The sequence below is a fragment of the Kitasatospora sp. NRRL B-11411 genome, from assembly GCF_000721345.1.
GTDB lineage: Bacteria > Actinomycetota > Actinomycetes > Streptomycetales > Streptomycetaceae > Kitasatospora > Kitasatospora cineracea.
The window spans coordinates 17,685-34,287 of record NZ_JOGH01000095.1; the positions used below are offsets into that span (position 1 = coordinate 17,685).

Consider the following 16,603-nt stretch of genomic DNA (forward strand, 5'->3'; position numbering starts at 1 on the left):
TGACTCGTTAGGGCCACGCCCACGGGCGGCCCGGCCGGCCGGCGGACATGATCGGAACGAAGCCGGCAGCCCCATCTTCCCGGGCACCCGCGTGCCCGTCCCGCCACTGGCGCGGACGTCCCCACGGCCGTCCGCCGACGAACACGGAAGCAGCTGTGATCACCACCAAGGGCCTGACCAAGGTCTACCGCTCGGGAGACCGCGAGGTCCGGGCACTGGACGACGTCGACCTGCACGTGCGGCAGGGCGAGGTGTTCGGGGTCGTCGGCACCAGCGGCGCCGGCAAGTCCACCCTGATCCGGTGCGTCAACCTGCTGGAGCGGCCCACCTCCGGCACCGTCACCGTCGACGGCCTGGAGCTGACCGCGCTGTCCGGCGGCCGCGAGCGCGCCGGACGCGAACTGCGCGAGGCCCGGCAGCGGATCGGCATGGTGTTCCAGCACTTCAACCTGCTGTCCTCGCGCACCGTCCAGCAGAACGTCGAACTCCCGCTGGAGATCATCGGCCTGGACCGGCGCGAACGCCGCCGCAAGGCCGCCGAACTGCTCGACCTGGTCGGCCTGGCCGACAAGGCCCGGCAGTACCCCGACCAGCTGTCCGGCGGCCAGAAGCAGCGCGTCGGCATCGCCCGCGCCCTGGCCGGCGACCCCAAGGTGCTGCTCTCCGACGAGGCCACCAGCGCCCTCGACCCGGAGACCACCCGCTCCATCCTCAAACTGCTGCGCGAACTCAACCAGCAGCTCGGCCTGACCGTCCTGCTGATCACCCACGAGATGGACGTCATCAAGTCGGTCTGCGACTCGGCCGCCCTGATGCGCGGCGGCCGGGTGGTCGAGAGCGGCCGGCTCACCGACCTGCTCGCCGACGGCCACTCCCGGATCGCCCGGGACCTCTTCCCGCTCGGCGACCTCGGCATCCGCACCGCGACACCGGAGGAGGGCGAGCACACCGTCCTGGAGATCACCTTCCAGGGCGACGCGCCCGCCCAGCCGTTCGTCTCCCAGCTGGCCCGCACCTACCAGATCGACATCAACATCCTCGGCGCGGCCGTCGAGACCATCGCCGGCCGCCTGGTCGGCCGGATGCGGGTCGAACTGCCCGGCAGCCACACCGACAACGTGGTGCCGATCGGCTACCTGCGCCAACAGGGACTCCAGGTGGACGTCCTCGACCCGTCGAACGGAGCGGCCGCATGACCTGGGACCAGATGCAGGAACTGCTGTGGCCCGCCACCCGGGAGACCCTCGGCATGGTCGGCATCGCCGGACTCGCCACCCTGGTGATCGGCCTGCCGATCGGGCTGCTGCTGGTCCTCACCGACAAGGGCGGCCTGCTGCAGAACCTCGCGGTCAGCCGGGTGCTCGGCGCGGTCGTCAACATCGGGCGCTCCATCCCGTTCGTCATCCTGATCGTCGCGGTGATCCCGTTCACCAAGCTGCTCATGGGCACCTCGCTCGGCTGGCAGGCCGCCAGCGTGCCGCTGGCGATCGGCGCGATCCCGTTCTTCGCCCGGCTGGTGGAGACCTCCGTGCGCGAGGTGGACGGCGGCCTGGTCGAGGCGCTCAAGTCGATGGGCGCGAGCACCGGCACCATCGTCCGCAAGACCCTGCTGCCCGAGGCGCTGCCCTCGCTGGTCGCCTCCGCCACCACCACGGTGATCGCGCTGATCGGCTACTCCGCGATGGCCGGCACGGTCGGCGGCGGCGGACTCGGCGACCTCGCCATCCGCTACGGCTACCAGCGCTTCGAGACCACCTTCATGTGGGTGATCGTCGCCGAACTCGTGATCATCGTCACCGCGATCCAGCTGCTCGGCGACCTCGCCGCCCGGCGGCTCTCGCACCGCGGCGACTACCGCAGCCCGCTCAGCTTCTTCCGCTCCGCCACGGCGAAGCCGGAGGACACCGAGGAGGACCTGCTCTCCTCGCACTGACTCCCCGTCCCGCACCACCGGACGGGCACCCCGGCCCCACCAGGGCCGTTCGCACCCCGCAGAAAGGCACTTTTCGTGCGTAACGTTCTGAAGACCACCGCCCTGACCGCCACCGCCGCCGGCCTCGCGCTCACCCTCGCCGCCTGCTCCTCGGGCTCCTCCGGCTCCGGCGCCTCCGCCGACCCGAACAAGCCCCTGGTGGTCGCCGCCAGCCCCACCCCGCACGCGCAGATCCTCAAGTTCGTGCAGGACAACCTGGCGGCCAAGGCCGGGCTCAAGCTGGACATCAAGGAGGTCAGCGACTACGTGACCCCCAACACCTCGGTCCAGGACGGCTCCGCGGACGCGAACTACTTCCAGCACCAGCCCTACCTCGACGACTTCAACAAGAAGAACGGCACCGACATCGTCTCCGTCGAGGCCGTCCACCTGGAGCCGCTCGGCGTCTACTCCAAGAAGGTCAAGAGCGTCGCCGAGCTCAAGGACGGCGCCCAGGTCGCCGTCCCCAGCGACGCCACCAACGAGGGCCGGGCGCTCAAGCTGCTCGCCGACAACAACGTCATCACCCTCAAGTCCGGCGCCGGCACCACCGCCACCGTCCAGGACATCTCCGGCAACCCGAAGAACCTCAAGTTCAAGGAGCTGGAGGCGGCCCAGCTGCCGCGCGCCCTCGACGACGTCGACGCCGCCGTCATCAACGGCAACTACGCGCTGGGCGCCAACCTCAAGCCCGCCACCGACGCGCTGGTGCTGGAGAAGGCCGAGGGCAACCCCTACGCCAACATCCTCGCCGTCAAGAAGGGCCACGAGAGCGACCCGCGGGTGCAGAAGCTCGCCGAGCTGCTGCACTCCGCCGAGGTGAAGAAGTACATCGACGACACCTTCCAGGGCGCCGTCATCCCGGCGTTCTGACCGACCCGTTGACACCGCGGTGCCCCCGGCCTCCCCGCCGGGGGCACCGTGCTGACGAGCCGTGAGGTACGGAGCGGGTACGCTGGCACGCCCGACGAAGGGCGGGGCGTACGGTGTGTCCACGACCCGGCGAGGAGAGACGGCATGGTTGCGAACTTCCCCGAGACAGCCATCAGCACCGAACGGCTGCTGCTGCGCGCCCTTGAGGAGCAGGACGCCCCCGGACTGGCCGCCATGCTCGACGACGAACTCGTCCAGACCTGGACCGGCCACCCCCGCCCCTACCGCCCGGCCGACGCGCACGAGCTGATCACCCGTCGGGCGCCCGAGCGGCGCGCCCGGGGGCGCGGAATCGTTTTCGCCGTCACCGAACACCTCACCCAGCGCCTCGTCGGCCTGCTCGAACTCGACCGCACCGACTGGCACCTGCGCGCCACCGAGGTCCGCTTCGTCACCGCCCCCTGGGCCCGCGGCGAGGGCTACGCGCCCGAGGCCGTCCTCGGCACCGCCCAGTGGCTGTTCGAGGACCGCGGCTTCCAGCGCCTCGAACTGCGCACCGCCGCCGGCAACACCGCCGCCCAGCAGGTCGCCCAGAAGACCGGCGCGATCAGCGAGGGCGTGCTGCGCAACGCCGCCATAGTCCGCGGCGGCGAATGGGGCCCCGGGCCCGAGGAGCACACCGACCTGATCGTGTGGAGCCTGCTCCCCGAGGACCTCGACCCGCCCGAACCCGCCCACCCCGACGACCGCTACCACGCGCTGCGGCACTGAAACCCGTCCCCCGCGGAGCCCGCACGTCCGTACGCCCGTTGTTCACGCCCCGGCGCGCGCCTCGGCTCCGCACCACCCCGGCCAGGCGGTAGCCTCTGCCCCAGGGGTGCGCCCGCGGCGCACCCCACCAGGGGCGGAACACGGCATGAGGGAGAGCGGCCGCAGATGGCTGACCGGATCACGGTCATCGGGTGGGACGGCACCCCACTGACCCAGGCCGCCGCCGGCGCACTCGCCGGAGCCACCCTGGTCGCCGGGGCGGGCTACCAGCTCGACGCCCTCCCCGTCCCCGAACGCGCCGAACGCATCGGCCTCGCCGACCTGCGGGCCGCCGCCCGGAGGATCGCCGACCACCGCGGCACCGCCGTCGTCGTCGCCGAGGGCGACCCCGGCTTCTTCGGCGTCGTGCGCACCCTGCGCCGCCCCGAGTACGGCCTCGAACTCGAAGTCCTGCCCGCCGTCTCCTCGGTGGCCACCGCCTTCGCCCGGGCCGGCATGGCCTGGGAGGACGCCCAGGTGGTCTCCGCCCACGGCGGACGGCTGCGCCGCGCCGCCAACGTCTGCCGCGCCCACCCCAAGGTCGCCGTCCTCACCACCGGCGGCGCCGGCCCCAGCGAACTCGCCCTGATGCTGCGCGGCGTCCCCCGCACCTTCGTGGTCTGTGAGGCCCTCGGCACCTCCGAGGAGGACGTCACCGTCCTCACCTCCGAACGCGTCCCCGACCACGACTGGCGTGACCCCTCCGTCGTCCTGGTGATCGGCAACGTCCCGCCCGCCGAGGCCGCCTCCGGCTGGCTGGCCGGCCGCCCGCTCGACCACCCCGGCCCGCAGCGCGGCTGGGCGCTCCCCAACCGGGCGTACGCCGGAGCGGACGCCGACGCCCGGCGCCCCCGCGCACTCCCGCCGCACGTCCGCGCGCTGGCCCTGGCCCGGCTCGCCCCCGCGCCCGGCGACCTGCTGTGGACCGTCGGCGCCGGGGACGGCGCGCTCGCCGTCGAGGCCGCCCGGTTCGGCGCCGCCGTGGTCGCCGTCGAGACCGAACCCGCCGACTGCGCCCGGATCTCCGCCAACGCCCGCAAGGCCGGCGTCGAGGTCGAGACCGCCGCCGGCACCGGCCCCGAAGTCCTCGGCGCCCTCCCCGAACCCGACGCCGTCGCCGTCGAGCAGGGCGGCCCCGCCATGGTCCGCGCCGTCGCCGCCCGCAAGCCCGGCCGCGTGGTCGCCGTCGCCCGCACCCTCGCCGAAGCCGGCGAGACCCGCCGGATCCTGGACGCCGCCGGCTACCGCACCGACGGCCTGCTGCTCCAGTCCGCCCCCCTGCGCGCCGAACAGGCCGCCGGCGCCGGACCCTCCTTCGGACGCGGCGACTACACCCTGCTGATCTGGGGCGAACCGCACGACTGACCCCCGCGGACACCCCGTGGACACCCCCGCGGACGGTCGGCCCCCGGCGGTACGGTGATCCCCGTCGCATCCGGACAGGGTTTCGAGATCGGCCCGGCCACGGCCGGTAGGGTTTCCCCGGGGGACCAGCCCGTCGAAGCAGCACCGTGTCCGATCCGGCACGGTTCGCGGCGATTTGACGCGTTGCAACCCGAACGGCCCGCTTCGCGGGCATTCGACGTGGTGCGCACCCGCCCGGAAGAATGCCGTGAGGGTCCGGAGCGGCCGCGCCGTCGTGCCGGTTGCCCGGGGCCGTCGTTGTTTCTGATGGCACGCCACCCGTGCGGGTGACGGCCGATGGAGTAAGGGACGGGTCGGTGCGGTTCCGTTCCGGCGAAGTGGGCGGGGCCTCCGGGGACCTCGCCGAGGACGCGCAAGCGGCCTGGAAGGAGCATTGACATGACCGACGGCGGCCACGCCCCCAGTGCCGGTCCCCTCGCGCCCGAACCCGGGCCCGGCGGACCCGTCCCGGAGCACCACCTCGGCGCGCCCCTCCAGCCCGCCGCGCCCGCCGGGGCCTGGCACGGCGACCAGCAGCGGCCCGCGTACACCTTCCTCGACCAGCCCGACGGCGACGAGGAGGACGACGTCCTGCTGATGCCCGGCCCGCAGACCGCCTGGGGCGACGCCGTGCACGGCACCGTCGAGGCGGTCGAGCCGGCCGAGCCGGTCGCCGGTGCGGGCGCGGTTCCGGGCACGATTCCGGGCGCGGACGTGCCGGTCGGCGGGGAACAGCCGCCCGGCACCCCGGTCGCGCCGTCCTGGCCGCCGCTCGAACCCCCGCTCCTCACCGTCGCCCCGCCCGCCGAGCCGACGCCGCTCACGCCCGCCGCGCCGACCGCGCCCGCCGGGGCCGAGGAGGCCGCCGGGAACGGCACCCTGCACCTCGGCGCCCCGCAGGCGCAGCCCGCCGCCGCACCCGCTGCCGCCGCCGCACCCGCTGCCGCCGCGGCACCCGCCGCCGTGCAGCAGCCGGTGCCGCCGCAGCCGCGCCGGCCGCTGCACGCCGGGCCGCCGATCCCCGACCCGTCGCTGATGACCGGTCACGTCCCGGTCCGCTCGCTCGCCGACCGCGGCCCGTCCGCGCCCGGCGGCACGCCCGCGTACGGGGTGCCGGTGCTGACCGCCGAAACGGTGCAGCAGGCGCAGGTACAGGCGCAGGCCCCGCAGCCCCTCGCTTCGCAGGTGCCGGCCCAGCAGGCGGCGCCCGCGCCCGCGCCCGTGCAGCCGCAGGTGGTGGAGGCCGCCGCCGAGGCGCCCGCGGTCGTCGCGGAGCAGCCCGTCGCCGAGCAGCCCGTCGCGGTGGAAGCCGCGGCCGAGGCTGTGACGGAGGCCGTGGCCGTGGCGGCCGGGCCCGTCGCCGAACCGGCCGCCGTCGAGCAGCCGGTGGTCGCCGGGGCCGCGCCCGCCGCGAACCTGGCGCCGGTGTTCGTCGAACCGGCCGAGTCGGCAGAGCCGACCGCGCCGGTGGCAGAGGCTGCCGGGGCCGTTGAGCCCGCCGGGGCCGTCGAGGTTGCCGAGGTCGTTCCGGCCGTCGAGGCGACGGAGGCCACGGAGACTGCTGAGGCCGCCGAGCCTGCCGCCGAGGCCGTGGTGGCCGAGGCCGAGGCAGCCCCCGCGCCGTCGCAGGCGCAGCCCGAGGCCGCTGCGCCCGCCGCCGCTGCGGCGGCAGTTGACGCGCCGTCGGCCGAGCAGCCGGTGGCCGTCGAGCCCGCGCAGGCCGTCGAGCCCGTGCAGCCCGAGGCCGTCCCGGTGGCGGACGCGGAGACGGTGAGCGGCGAGGCTGCCGCGGAGCCGATCCCCGCCCCGGCCGCGAAGTCGTCCGGACGGGGCGCGCACCGGCGGATCTCCGCGTTCCTCGCGGCGCCCGCCGGACTGCCGCTGCTGGAGCCCGAGGCCGTGCAGGCCGCCGAGGCCCCGCAGCCGGAGGCCGCGCCGGTGGCCGAGGCCCAGCCGGAAGCCGCCGCCGAGCAGCCCGCGGCCGTCGAGCCCGCGCAGGCGCCCGAGGTGGTCGAGGCCCCCGTCGCCGCCGAGGCCGTTGCGGAACCGGCGGCCGAGCCGGTCGCGCAGGCCCCCGCCGCCGAGGCCGAGGCCCCGCAGCCGGAGACCGAGCCGGTGGCCGAGGCCCAGCCGGAAGCCGCCGCCGAGCAGCCTACGGCCGTCGAGCCCGCCGAGGCCGTCGAGAGCGCCCCCGGAGCCGAGCCCGAGGCCGAGCCCGCAGCCGTCGAAGAGCCCGCGGAGGCAGCCGCCACCGAGCAGACCGCGGAGGCGGCCGCCGAAGAGCCCGCGGACGCAGCGGTCGAAGCCGTCGAAGCAGCCGCGGAAGAGGCCGCCGAGGAGGTCGCGGAGGAGGAGCGCCCGCCCGCCGCGCCCGGGTACGACGAGGCCGGGCGGGAGGCCGTGCACCAGGTGATCCGGGAGCGGCGCGACGTGCGCAACGGCTTCCGGTCGGACGCGATCCCGCACGAGGTGCTGATCCGGGTGCTGGAGGCGGCGCACACCGCGCCGAGCGTCGGCTACTCGCAGCCGTGGGACTTCGTGGTGATCCGTTCCGCGAAGACCCGCCGGAAGATGCACGAGCTGGCGGCGCGTCAGCGCGAGGCGTACGCGGACTCGCTGCCCAAGGGCCGGGCGAAGCAGTTCAAGGAAATCAAGATCGAGGCGATCCTGGAGACGCCCGTCAACATCGTGGTGACCGCCGACCGCACCCGCGGCGGCCGGCACACCCTGGGCCGGCACACCCAGCCGCAGATGGCCCCGTACTCGGCCGCGCTGGCCGTGGAGAACCTGTGGCTGGCGGCCCGCGCCGAGGGCCTGGGCGTCGGCTGGGTGAGCTTCTTCGACGACGAGGAGCTGGTCCGCGAGCTCGGCCTGCCCGAGCACCTGGAGGTCGTCGCCTACCTGTGCGTCGGCTACGTGGACGCGTTCCCGGACGAGCCGGAGCTGCAGCAGCAGGGCTGGGCGAAGAAGCGGCCGCTGTCCTGGGTGGTGCACGAGGAGCAGTACGGCAACCGGGCGCTGCCCGGCGAGGAGCCGCACGACCTGCTGTCCGACACCCTGCGCGGGATCCGTCCGCTGGACGCGAAGGCGCTCGGCGAGGCGTGGGACCGGCAGAAGCGGATGACCAAGCCCGCCGGTTCGCTCGGCGTGCTGGAACTGATCGCGGCCCAGCTGTCCGGCCTGGCCCGGCAGTGCCCGCCGCCGGTTCCGGAGCCCGGCTGCGTGGCGATCTTCGCGGGCGACCACGGCGTGCACGCCCAGGGCGTCACCCCGTGGCCGCAGGAGGTGACCGCGCAGATGGTCGGCAACTTCCTGGCCGGCGGCGCGGTGGTCAACGCCTTCGCCGCCCAGGTCGGCACCGAGGTGTGCGTGGTGGACGTCGGCGTGGCCGCCGAACTCCCGGACGCCATCCAGCAGGGCCGCACCACCGGCCTGCTGCCGCGCAAGGTCAAGCCCGGCACCGACGACATGACGCAGGGCCCGGCGATGAGCCCGGACGAGGCGCTGCGCGCGATCGAGGTCGGCATCGAGACCGCCCGCGACCTGGTCGCGGCCGGCAACAAGGTGCTGATCACCGGCGACATGGGCATCGCCAACACCACCGCCTCCGCCGCGCTGATCTCGGTCTTCACCGAGACCGACCCGGCCGAGGTCACCGGCCGCGGCACCGGCATCGACGACGAGACCCACGCCCGCAAGGTCGAGGTGATCCGGCAGGCCCTCGACCTGCACAAGCCCGACCCGGCCGACCCGATCGGCGTGCTGTCGGCCGTCGGCGGCCTGGAGCACGCCGCGATCGCCGGGTTCCTGCTCGGCGCGGCCTCGCTGCGCGTCCCGGTGATCCTGGACGGCGTGATCGCCGGCTCGGCGGCCCTGGTCGCCAAGGCGATCGCCCCCGAGGTGCTGGCCGCCTGCATCGCCGGGCACCGCTCCGCCGAACCCGGCCACCAGACCGCGCTCGCCAAGCTCGGCCTGCGCCCGCTGATCGACCTCGACCTGCGGCTCGGCGAGGGCACCGGCGCCCTGCTGGCCCTCCCGCTGGTGCAGAGCGCGGCCCGGGCGATGCACGATGTAGCCACCTTCGACTCCGCCGGAGTCACCGAGAAGGCCTGACCACCGGGGTCACCGAGAAGGTCCGACCACCGGGGTCACCGAGAAGACCCGATCGCCAGGTTCACCGAGAAGGTCCGACCACCGTCCGGCGCCGGCCGCCCCCGCAGTGCGAGGGGGCCCCGCACCGCCCGCCCAAGGAGCTCCCCTCATGACCGCGCCCACCCCCCACCCGTCCACCCAGGGCCTCACCCCGTACCCCGTCGGGCTGCTGCTCACCGGCCGCCGCGTCGTGGTGGTCGGCGGCGGACAGGTCGCCCAGCGCCGGCTGCCCGCGCTGATCGCCGCCGGCGCCGACATCCACCTGATATCCCCGGCCACCACCCCCGCGGTCTCCGCGATGGCCGACGCCGGTGAACTCACCTGGCACCAGCGCCCGTACGCGGACGGCGACCTCGCCGACACCTGGTACGCCCTGGTCGCCACCGACGACCCCGCCGTCAACACCGCCGTCTCCGCCGAGGCCGACCGCCTGCGGGTGTTCTGCTCGCGCAGCGACGACGCCTCCGCCGCCACCGCCTGGACGCCCGCCTCCGGCCACGACTCCGGCGCCACCGTCGCCGTCCTCACCGGCGACCCGCGGCACTCCGCCGCGCTGCGCGACTCGATCGTGGCCGGCCTGCGGGACGGCTCGCTGGCCGCCCGCCAGTACCGGGCCCGGGACGCGGGCGTCGCGCTGGTCGGCGGCGGGCCCGGCGACCCCGACCTGATCACCGTCCGCGGCCGCCGCCTGCTCGCCGACGCCGACGTGGTGGTCGCCGACCGGCTCGCCCCGCGCGAACTGCTCGCCGAACTGCCCCCGCACGTCGAGGTGATCGACGCGTCCAAGATCCCCTACGGCCGGTACATGGCGCAGGAGGCGATCAACAACACGCTCATCGAGCACGCCAAGGCAGGCAAGTTCGTGGTCCGGCTCAAGGGCGGCGACCCGTACGTCTTCGGCCGCGGCGGCGAGGAGCTGCTCGCCTGCGTCGAGGCGGGCGTCCCGGTCACCGTCGTCCCCGGCATCTCGTCCTCGATCAGCGTCCCCGCGGCGGCCGGCGTCCCGGTCACCCACCGCGGCCTGACCCACGAGTTCACCGTCATCTCCGGCCACGTCGGCCCCGGCGACCGCTCCCTCACCAACTGGGCGGCCGTCGCCGGGATGACCGGCACCCTGGTCCTGCTGATGGCCGTCGACAAGATCGGCGCGATCGCCGCCGAGCTGATCGCCCACGGCCGCGCCGCCGACACGCCCGTCGCGGTCGTCCAGGAGGGCACCACCGCCACCCAGCGCCGCGTCGACGCCACTCTCGCCACCGTCGGCGAGACCGTCGCCGCCGAGGGCATCAAGCCCCCGGCCGTCATCGTCATCGGCGAGGTGGTCCACGTCCTGGGCTCCTAGGCCCTGTCCGGACGGGCAGGCAAGAGAAGGGGAACGGCCGTCGCTCCGGACGGGCCGTTCCCCTTCGTCGTAGGACCGACCGCCGCGCTCAGGCCGCCGGACGGGCGGTGCGGGCGGCGCGGGCGGTGCGGGTGTCATCGGCGCTGCGGGTCGCGCGGGCCTCGCGGCGCAGGTCCCGGGCGGCCAGGGCGATCATGACGGCGGGGATCAGCAGGTCGTTGGCCAGGATGCCGCCGGTGTTCCCGGCGGCGTGGTCGCCGTGGGCGAACCACTGGTGGAGGTGCCCGCCCGCCGCCCCCCACAGGAACGCGGCCGCCGCCAGCCCGCTGGTGAGGCGTTCGCGGGGGGAGGCCGACGCGGCGCGGAAGCCCAGCAGGGCGAAGCCGATGTTGGCGCAGGCGATCTCGAACTGGAACGGCGAGTGCGCGAACCCGATGGCGTCGGCCATGCCGGACGGGGCGGCCAGGAACGCGACCGCGACCCAGAGGCTGCCGAAGCCCAGGGCGCCGACGGCCCACCAGCGCTGCCAGACCTCCGCCGCCGCTCCGGCCCCGACCGGCGCCTCTCCGACAGCCAACTCCGGCTGCTGGGCACCCTCGAGGAGATCCAACCCGCCACCCAGCACCGGCTCGCCGAGGCCCTCGCCCTGTCCGACCCCGCCGTCAGCCGCGCCCTGCGCCCGCTGGAGGCCGAGGGGTACGTCGCGGTCGACGTCGACCCCGCCCACCGGCGCCGCCGCCTGGTCACCCTCACCCCGGCCGGCCAGGCCGCCTTCCTGGCCGAGGGCAAGCCGCTGGAGGAGGAGTTCCGCGCCGCCCTGCTGGCAGCCGGCTTCCCCTACGAGCAGTACCTCGCAGACACCCACCGGCTCGCCGCCCTGCTCACCCCCGCACCGCCGCGCCGCGCGGCCGCGGCTCCGGAGCCGGACTGAGTTTCCGGCCGCCCACCGTCCGCTCCCGTCCCGGCGGGCCACCCGCGACGTGCGAAAATCGTCCGGTGTCCGAGCCACTCACCGTCACCGACGCCGCCGACCCCCGGCTGAGCGACTACACCGACCTGACCGACGTCGAACTGCGACGCCGCCGGGAGCCTGCCGAGGGGCTGTTCATCGCCGAGGGGGAGAAGGTGATCCGGCGGGCGCTGGCCGCCGGGTTCCGGATGCGCTCGATGCTGCTGACCGCCAAGTGGCTGGGCGTGATGGGGGACGTGATCGCCGAGGCGGACGCCCCCGTCCACCTGGTCGAACCGGCCCTCGCCGAGCAGGTCACGGGCTACCACGTGCACCGCGGCGCGCTCGCCTCGATGGAGCGCAAGCCGCTGCCCACCGCCGCCGAGGTGCTCGCCGGGGCCCGCCGGGTCGCCGTCCTGGAGGGCCTGGTCGACCACACCAACCTCGGGGCGATCTTCCGCTCCGCCGCCGCGCTCGGCATGGATGCCGTGCTGCTCTCGCCGGACTGCGCGGACCCGCTGTACCGGCGGGCCGTCAAGACCTCGATGGGCGCCGTCTTCTCCGTCCCGTACGCGCGGCTCGACCCCTGGCCGGCGGCGCTCGGCACGGTGCGGGAGGCGGGGTTCGAACTGCTGGCGCTGACGCCCTCCGGTGCGGAGGACTTCACCGCGGCCCGCCCGCACCTGCTCCCCAGGGCCGCGCTGATGCTCGGCGCCGAGGGCGACGGCCTCACCCCGAAGGCCCTCGCGGCCGCGGACCAGCGGGTGCGGATCCCGATGGCCCACGGCATCGACTCGCTGAACGTCGGCGCCGCCGCCGCGATCGCCTTCTACGCCGTCAACCACGGCTGACCGGGCCGTTCGACACAGCCGGGGCACGGGCCGTTCGACGCAGCCGGCGGGCCCGGGCGGCAGCCACAGCCGGCGGACGCGGTCAGAGGGCGGCGAACACCGCCCCGTCCGCGTCGTCCAGCACGAACCCGTTGTCGAACCGCACCCGGACCGAGGACAGCGGGCCCCGCGCCTCGAACTCCCGCCAGTGCGGCTCCAGTTCGGCCAACTGCGCCTCCAGCCGGCGCAGGCTCTCCGCGGGCATGGTGTGCCCGTAGTCCTCGAACAGGGCCCGCAGCCGCTCGTACTCGCGGACCTCCCCGGGCGGCGGCAACTCGCCGGTCACCCGCACCACCGTGCCCTCCACGCCCGCACCCAGCAGCAGCACGCCCACCAGCGGGCCGTCCTCCCCGGCGGACGCCCCGCCCAGCGCCAGGTCCTCGACCAGCCTGACACGCTGTCCCTCCACCAGGGCCATCGCTCCCGCACCTCCCGGATCACCGTCCACCGCCGCCGCCACCGGCCCACGGTGCGCACCATTATCCGGCGGCCGACGGGCCCACCCGCGCCGGGCACTCCGGCGAACAGCGCGGTGTGATCATCGACATGCCGCGCTCGCCCCCCTGCCCACCACCACCGTCACGCTGCCCCCGTCACGCCGCCCGGCGCGCCGCCGGAGGCCGGATCGGCTGCGGCGCCGGCCGCCGCGGATCGTGGTGCCGACGGCCCGTCAGGTCGCCGACCCGCAGCACCAGATCGGGCGCCGGGGGAGCGGGCCACACCGTCAACCGGTGCTCCTCGACCGGCCGGGCCGCCGTGTCGGCCTCCCGCCCCTGGTCCCGCCCCCGGGTCTGCACCCGCACCCGGTACCAGCCGCGCCCGGCGTGCGCCAGGTTCCCCGCCCCGTCGACGTCCACCCCGTCCCAGGCGCGCAACCGCAGCTCACCGCTGCTGTACAGCGACAGCTCCACCGCGCTCTCCCACTCCGCCCCCGGCTCCGGCGGCCGCTGCGCGCAGCGCTCCACCCCCAGCCGGATCAGCCCGGTGTGCGTGCCGCACAGCACCGTCAGGTGGTCGGGGCAGCCCGCAGCCACCCCGTTCCCGTGGAACAGCCGGTCCAGCGCGTGCGCGTCCCAGCCGGCCGGCAGCTCCGGCCCGTACAGGAAGTACTGGCAGTACGCGACGTGCATCGCGTCGGTCGTCCACATCATGCGCACATGCTGCCGCCGACTACTGACAAGCCGTCACCACCGTTCGCCCCCGTCCGGTAGCGTCCCGGCCATGCCGACCGCACCGACAGCCGTCGTCCTGGAGGGCCGCCGGGTGCGGCTCGAACCGCTCACCGCCGCCCACGTCCCCGCGCTGTTCGAAGCCTCCGGCCGGGACGAGGAGGTCTGGCGCCACCTGAGCGCCCCCACCCCGCAGACCGAGGACGACCTGCACGCGATCGTCGCCGCCCGCCTCGCCGACGCCGCCCGCGGCCACCGCCTCCCGCTCGCCGTCCTCGACCGCGCCGCGGGCCGTGCGATCGGCACCACCAACCTGCACAGCTGGGACACCGCCACCGGCCGGATCGAGATCGGCGGCACCTGGTTCGGCCGCCGCTGGTGGCGCACCGGCGCCAACCGCGAGACCAAGCTCCTGCTGATGGCCCACGCCTTCGACACCCTCGGCTTCACCGAGATCCGCTGGCGCGTCGACACCGCCAACACCCGCTCCCGCCAAGCCGTCACCCGCCTCGGCGCCCGCCCCGCCGACCCCGCCGCCCCGCCGCACGGCCTGCTCCACTACACCCTGACCGCCACCGACTGGCCCGCCGCCCGCACCCGCCTCACCACCGGCTGAAGGAGCCCCACCCCCGTGCCCGACGTCCCGTACGAGACCCTGGCCGGCCTGGCCACGAACCCGGCCCTGCCCGCCGACCTGGTCGACCGCCTGCTCGCCCACCCCGGCAGCCGCCGCACCCTCGCGGGCCGCCAGGACCTGACGGAACCCCAGGTCGCCCGGCTGCTCGCACACGTGCCGGCCTCCGTCGCCCTCAAACAGCGCCTGCCAGCCGCCGTGCGCCGCCGCCTCACCGACCACCCCGACGTGTGGGTCCGGATCTCCCTGGTCCACAACGCCGACCTCGCCGACGGCGCCACCCCCGAGAACCGCGAACTCCTCGAACGACTCGCCGCCGACCCGGCCCCCGAGGTCCGCAAGGAACTCGCCGAGTCCGCCCGCACCCCCGCCGACCTGCGCGCCCGCCTAGCCCACGACCCCGACCCGAAGGTCCGCGCCGCCCTCGCCCAGTGGTGGACCGACGCTCCCGAGCCCGTCCGCCGCACCCTGCTCACCGACCCCGAGGACAGCGTCCGCGCCGCCGCCTGCGCCAGGTACTTCCGCCGCCTGCCGCACCCCGTCCCGCCCGCCGACCTCGTCCCCGCCCTGCTCGCCGACCCGCTCACCCGGGCCGGAGCCGTCCCGCACTGCACCCTGGACGCCGACACCGCCCGCAGCCTCGCCGCCGACCCCGACCCGGACGTCTGCCGCGCCCTCGCCGCTCACCCCGACCTGCCCGCCGGCACCCGGGCCCGCCTCGCCGCCGACCCCCGCCCCCTGGTCCGCCTCGCCGTCCTCGCCCGCCCCGACACCCCCGCCGCCGACCGCGCCGCCCTCCACGACTCGGTCACCGGCCCGTTCGAACCACCCGGCGAGGACGTGGACGAGGAGACCGCCATCGAGCTGGAGATCGACCACATCGGGGTCCGGATCGAGCTCCGGATGCTCCAGCTGCCCTGGGTCACCGCCGACCCGCTGCCGCACCTCGACTCGCCCCACCCGGCCTTCCGCCGGGCCGCCGCCGCCTCGCCCGACCTGCCCGCCGAGGCCCGCGCCCGGCTGCTCGCCGACCCGGACAACGAGGTCGCGCTGGCCGCCGCCGCGAGCAGCCCCGACCCGATCGACCCGGTCACCGCCGAACGCCTCGACCGCGAGCACCGCCCGGCCAAACGGATGCACTGGCGCCCCGCCGACAGGTACCCGCTGCCCGTCGAAACCCTCCGCCGCCTCGCCACCGACCCGGACCCCCGGATGCGCCAACTCGCCCTGCGTGAACCCGAGTTGCCCGCTGCCTTGCTGGAACGCCTCGCCGCCGACCCCGAGGAGCCGGTCCGCCGCACCACCGCGAGCCACCCCCGCCTCACCCCGGCCACCCTGCGCGCCCTGCTCGCCGACCCGCGCGAGCACGTCGCTCGCTCCGCCGCCGCGAACCCGGCCCTCCCGGTCGAGGAGATGCGCGCGGTCCTGGACGCCGCCGGCCTGTGAACCCGCCCGGGGCCGGTCAGTCCGCCGAGCCCGAGACGCCCGAACCCGGCCAGGACTCCTCCAGCCCCCCGTCCGCCCGGACGGTGTACCGGGTGGAGGAGACCGCGCCGGTCCGGTCGACCCGCTCCTCGCGGATCAGCGCGCCGTTCTCCACCCGCCACACCGCGCCCGCCTCCGGATTGGCCGCCGAGGCCCGGTCGGCGAGCAGCACGGGGGAGCCGCCGGTGAAGCCGTACAGCTGGACCAGGTCGACCGGCACCGCGCCCTCCAGCCGGCGCAGCACCACCAGCGCGGCCTGCGCGTCCCGGTAGCGGGCAGGCAGCACCGCGGAGAGCGAGATCGGCGGGCCGTTCTCGGTGGAGCGCCCGTCGCGCAGCCGGATCGCCGGGCCGCCGGACGGGTCGGGGTAGCTGAGGTTGGGCCAGTCGACCTGCGGCGGGCTGCCGAAGGACGGGGCGAGCCCGGTGTCGCTGTGCCCGGTGGCGTTCACGCCGTCCACGGACAGCGTCGTCCCGGCACTCGGCGCCCCCGGACCGCCGGACACCACCGCGCCGGGCTGCGGGCCCAGGCCCTGCGCCTCGCGGTTCTGGCAGCCCTGCGCGACGGCGATGGCCAGCGCCACGCCCAGGGTGACCGTCACGAACACCACCAGCCGCTGCCGCAGCAGCCGCTGACGGGGCGTCGGCCGTCCGCCCAGGGTGTGCGGGGCGCGCCCGGGCGGGGGAGTGCGGTCCCGGCCAGGCACGGGGGTGCGCCCGGCCCCGGCCGCCGGGCGGCGCTCCCGGACGGTGTCGCCGTCCCGGACCGGACGCCGCGGCCCCGGGCCGCGGGTCTCCGGACGGGCCGCGTCCTGCCGGGGCATCGCGGGCGCGGCCACCGCCCGCCCGCCGGGCCCGGCCGCCCCGTCCGCCTTCGCCGCCACCGGCCGGACGCCCGCGGCCGCGCCGCGCACCGGCTCGGGC

At 75.9% G+C, this 16,603-nt stretch carries 14 protein-coding genes and 1 pseudogene; 11 read left to right on the forward strand and 4 right to left on the reverse strand.

Annotation, left to right across the window (positions count from 1 at the left end):
• The first annotated feature begins 155 nt into the window (after positions 1-155).
• From IH44_RS0130010 to cobA, 7 genes are all read left to right on the forward strand, one after another.
• Entirely contained in the window at positions 156-1,196 is a 1,041-nt protein-coding gene (locus IH44_RS0130010; RefSeq protein ID WP_030462907.1) for a methionine ABC transporter ATP-binding protein, read from the forward strand.
• Positions 1,193-1,933 (forward strand): methionine ABC transporter permease, encoded by a 741-nt coding sequence (locus IH44_RS0130015; protein WP_030462908.1) that lies wholly within the window; start codon positions 1,193-1,195, stop codon positions 1,931-1,933. Before IH44_RS0130010 ends, IH44_RS0130015 begins: the two co-directional genes overlap by 4 nt.
• 75 nt (positions 1,934-2,008) lie before the next feature.
• Complete coding sequence (locus IH44_RS0130020; protein WP_030462909.1) at positions 2,009-2,845, forward strand: MetQ/NlpA family ABC transporter substrate-binding protein; 837 nt, start codon at positions 2,009-2,011, stop codon at positions 2,843-2,845.
• 144 nt (positions 2,846-2,989) lie between these two features.
• Positions 2,990-3,616 (forward strand): GNAT family N-acetyltransferase, encoded by a 627-nt coding sequence (locus tag IH44_RS0130025; RefSeq protein WP_030462910.1) that lies wholly within the window; start codon positions 2,990-2,992, stop codon positions 3,614-3,616.
• Positions 3,617-3,781: 165 nt separating this feature from the next.
• Complete coding sequence (cbiE, locus tag IH44_RS0130030; protein ID WP_030462911.1) at positions 3,782-5,020, forward strand: precorrin-6y C5,15-methyltransferase (decarboxylating) subunit CbiE; 1,239 nt, start codon at positions 3,782-3,784, stop codon at positions 5,018-5,020.
• 438 nt (positions 5,021-5,458) lie between these two features.
• Positions 5,459-9,172: a nicotinate-nucleotide--dimethylbenzimidazole phosphoribosyltransferase gene (cobT, locus tag IH44_RS0130035; protein WP_107066654.1), complete on the forward strand. Its 3,714-nt coding sequence runs from the start codon at positions 5,459-5,461 to the stop codon at positions 9,170-9,172.
• A gap of 148 nt (positions 9,173-9,320) precedes the next feature.
• A complete protein-coding gene (cobA, locus tag IH44_RS0130040; RefSeq protein WP_051817531.1) occupies positions 9,321-10,553 on the forward strand; it encodes a uroporphyrinogen-III C-methyltransferase in 1,233 nt (410 codons plus the stop codon).
• Positions 10,554-10,641: 88 nt separating this feature from the next.
• Here cobA and IH44_RS0130045 read toward each other — a convergent pair whose 3' ends face one another.
• Entirely contained in the window at positions 10,642-11,055 is a 414-nt protein-coding gene (locus tag IH44_RS0130045; protein WP_369795012.1) for a DUF6790 family protein, read from the reverse strand.
• Here IH44_RS0130045 and IH44_RS0130050 point away from each other — a divergent pair.
• Complete coding sequence (locus IH44_RS0130050) at positions 10,975-11,484, forward strand: MarR family winged helix-turn-helix transcriptional regulator (RefSeq protein WP_232795137.1); 510 nt, start codon at positions 10,975-10,977, stop codon at positions 11,482-11,484. The two genes, IH44_RS0130045 and IH44_RS0130050, sit on opposite strands and share 81 nt — an antisense overlap.
• A 65-nt stretch (positions 11,485-11,549) precedes the next feature.
• Positions 11,550-12,353 carry an RNA methyltransferase gene (locus tag IH44_RS0130055; protein ID WP_030462915.1) on the forward strand — a complete coding sequence of 268 codons (804 nt, stop codon included), beginning with the start codon at positions 11,550-11,552 and terminating at the stop codon, positions 12,351-12,353.
• 82 nt (positions 12,354-12,435) lie between these two features.
• Here the strand turns inward: IH44_RS0130055 and IH44_RS0130060 are convergent, their stop codons facing one another.
• Both IH44_RS0130060 and IH44_RS43210 read right to left on the reverse strand, forming a co-directional pair.
• On the reverse strand, positions 12,436-12,810 hold the full coding sequence (locus IH44_RS0130060; RefSeq protein WP_030462916.1) for a hypothetical protein: 375 nt from the start codon (positions 12,808-12,810) through the stop codon (positions 12,436-12,438).
• Positions 12,811-12,985: 175 nt separating this feature from the next.
• Positions 12,986-13,543, reverse strand: coding sequence for a hypothetical protein (locus IH44_RS43210; RefSeq protein WP_157852511.1), 558 nt, complete (start codon positions 13,541-13,543; stop codon positions 12,986-12,988).
• A gap of 70 nt (positions 13,544-13,613) precedes the next feature.
• Between IH44_RS43210 and IH44_RS0130070 the strand changes: the two genes are divergently transcribed.
• Both IH44_RS0130070 and IH44_RS46780 read left to right on the forward strand, forming a co-directional pair.
• Positions 13,614-14,177, forward strand: coding sequence for a GNAT family N-acetyltransferase (locus IH44_RS0130070; protein WP_030462918.1), 564 nt, complete (start codon positions 13,614-13,616; stop codon positions 14,175-14,177).
• 15 nt (positions 14,178-14,192) lie between these two features.
• Positions 14,193-15,641 carry a hypothetical protein gene (locus IH44_RS46780; protein ID WP_030462919.1) on the forward strand — a complete coding sequence of 483 codons (1,449 nt, stop codon included), beginning with the start codon at positions 14,193-14,195 and terminating at the stop codon, positions 15,639-15,641.
• Positions 15,642-15,657: 16 nt separating this feature from the next.
• Here the strand turns inward: IH44_RS46780 and IH44_RS0130080 are convergent.
• Positions 15,658-16,603: pseudogene (locus IH44_RS0130080) on the reverse strand (hypothetical protein); the annotation flags it as partial.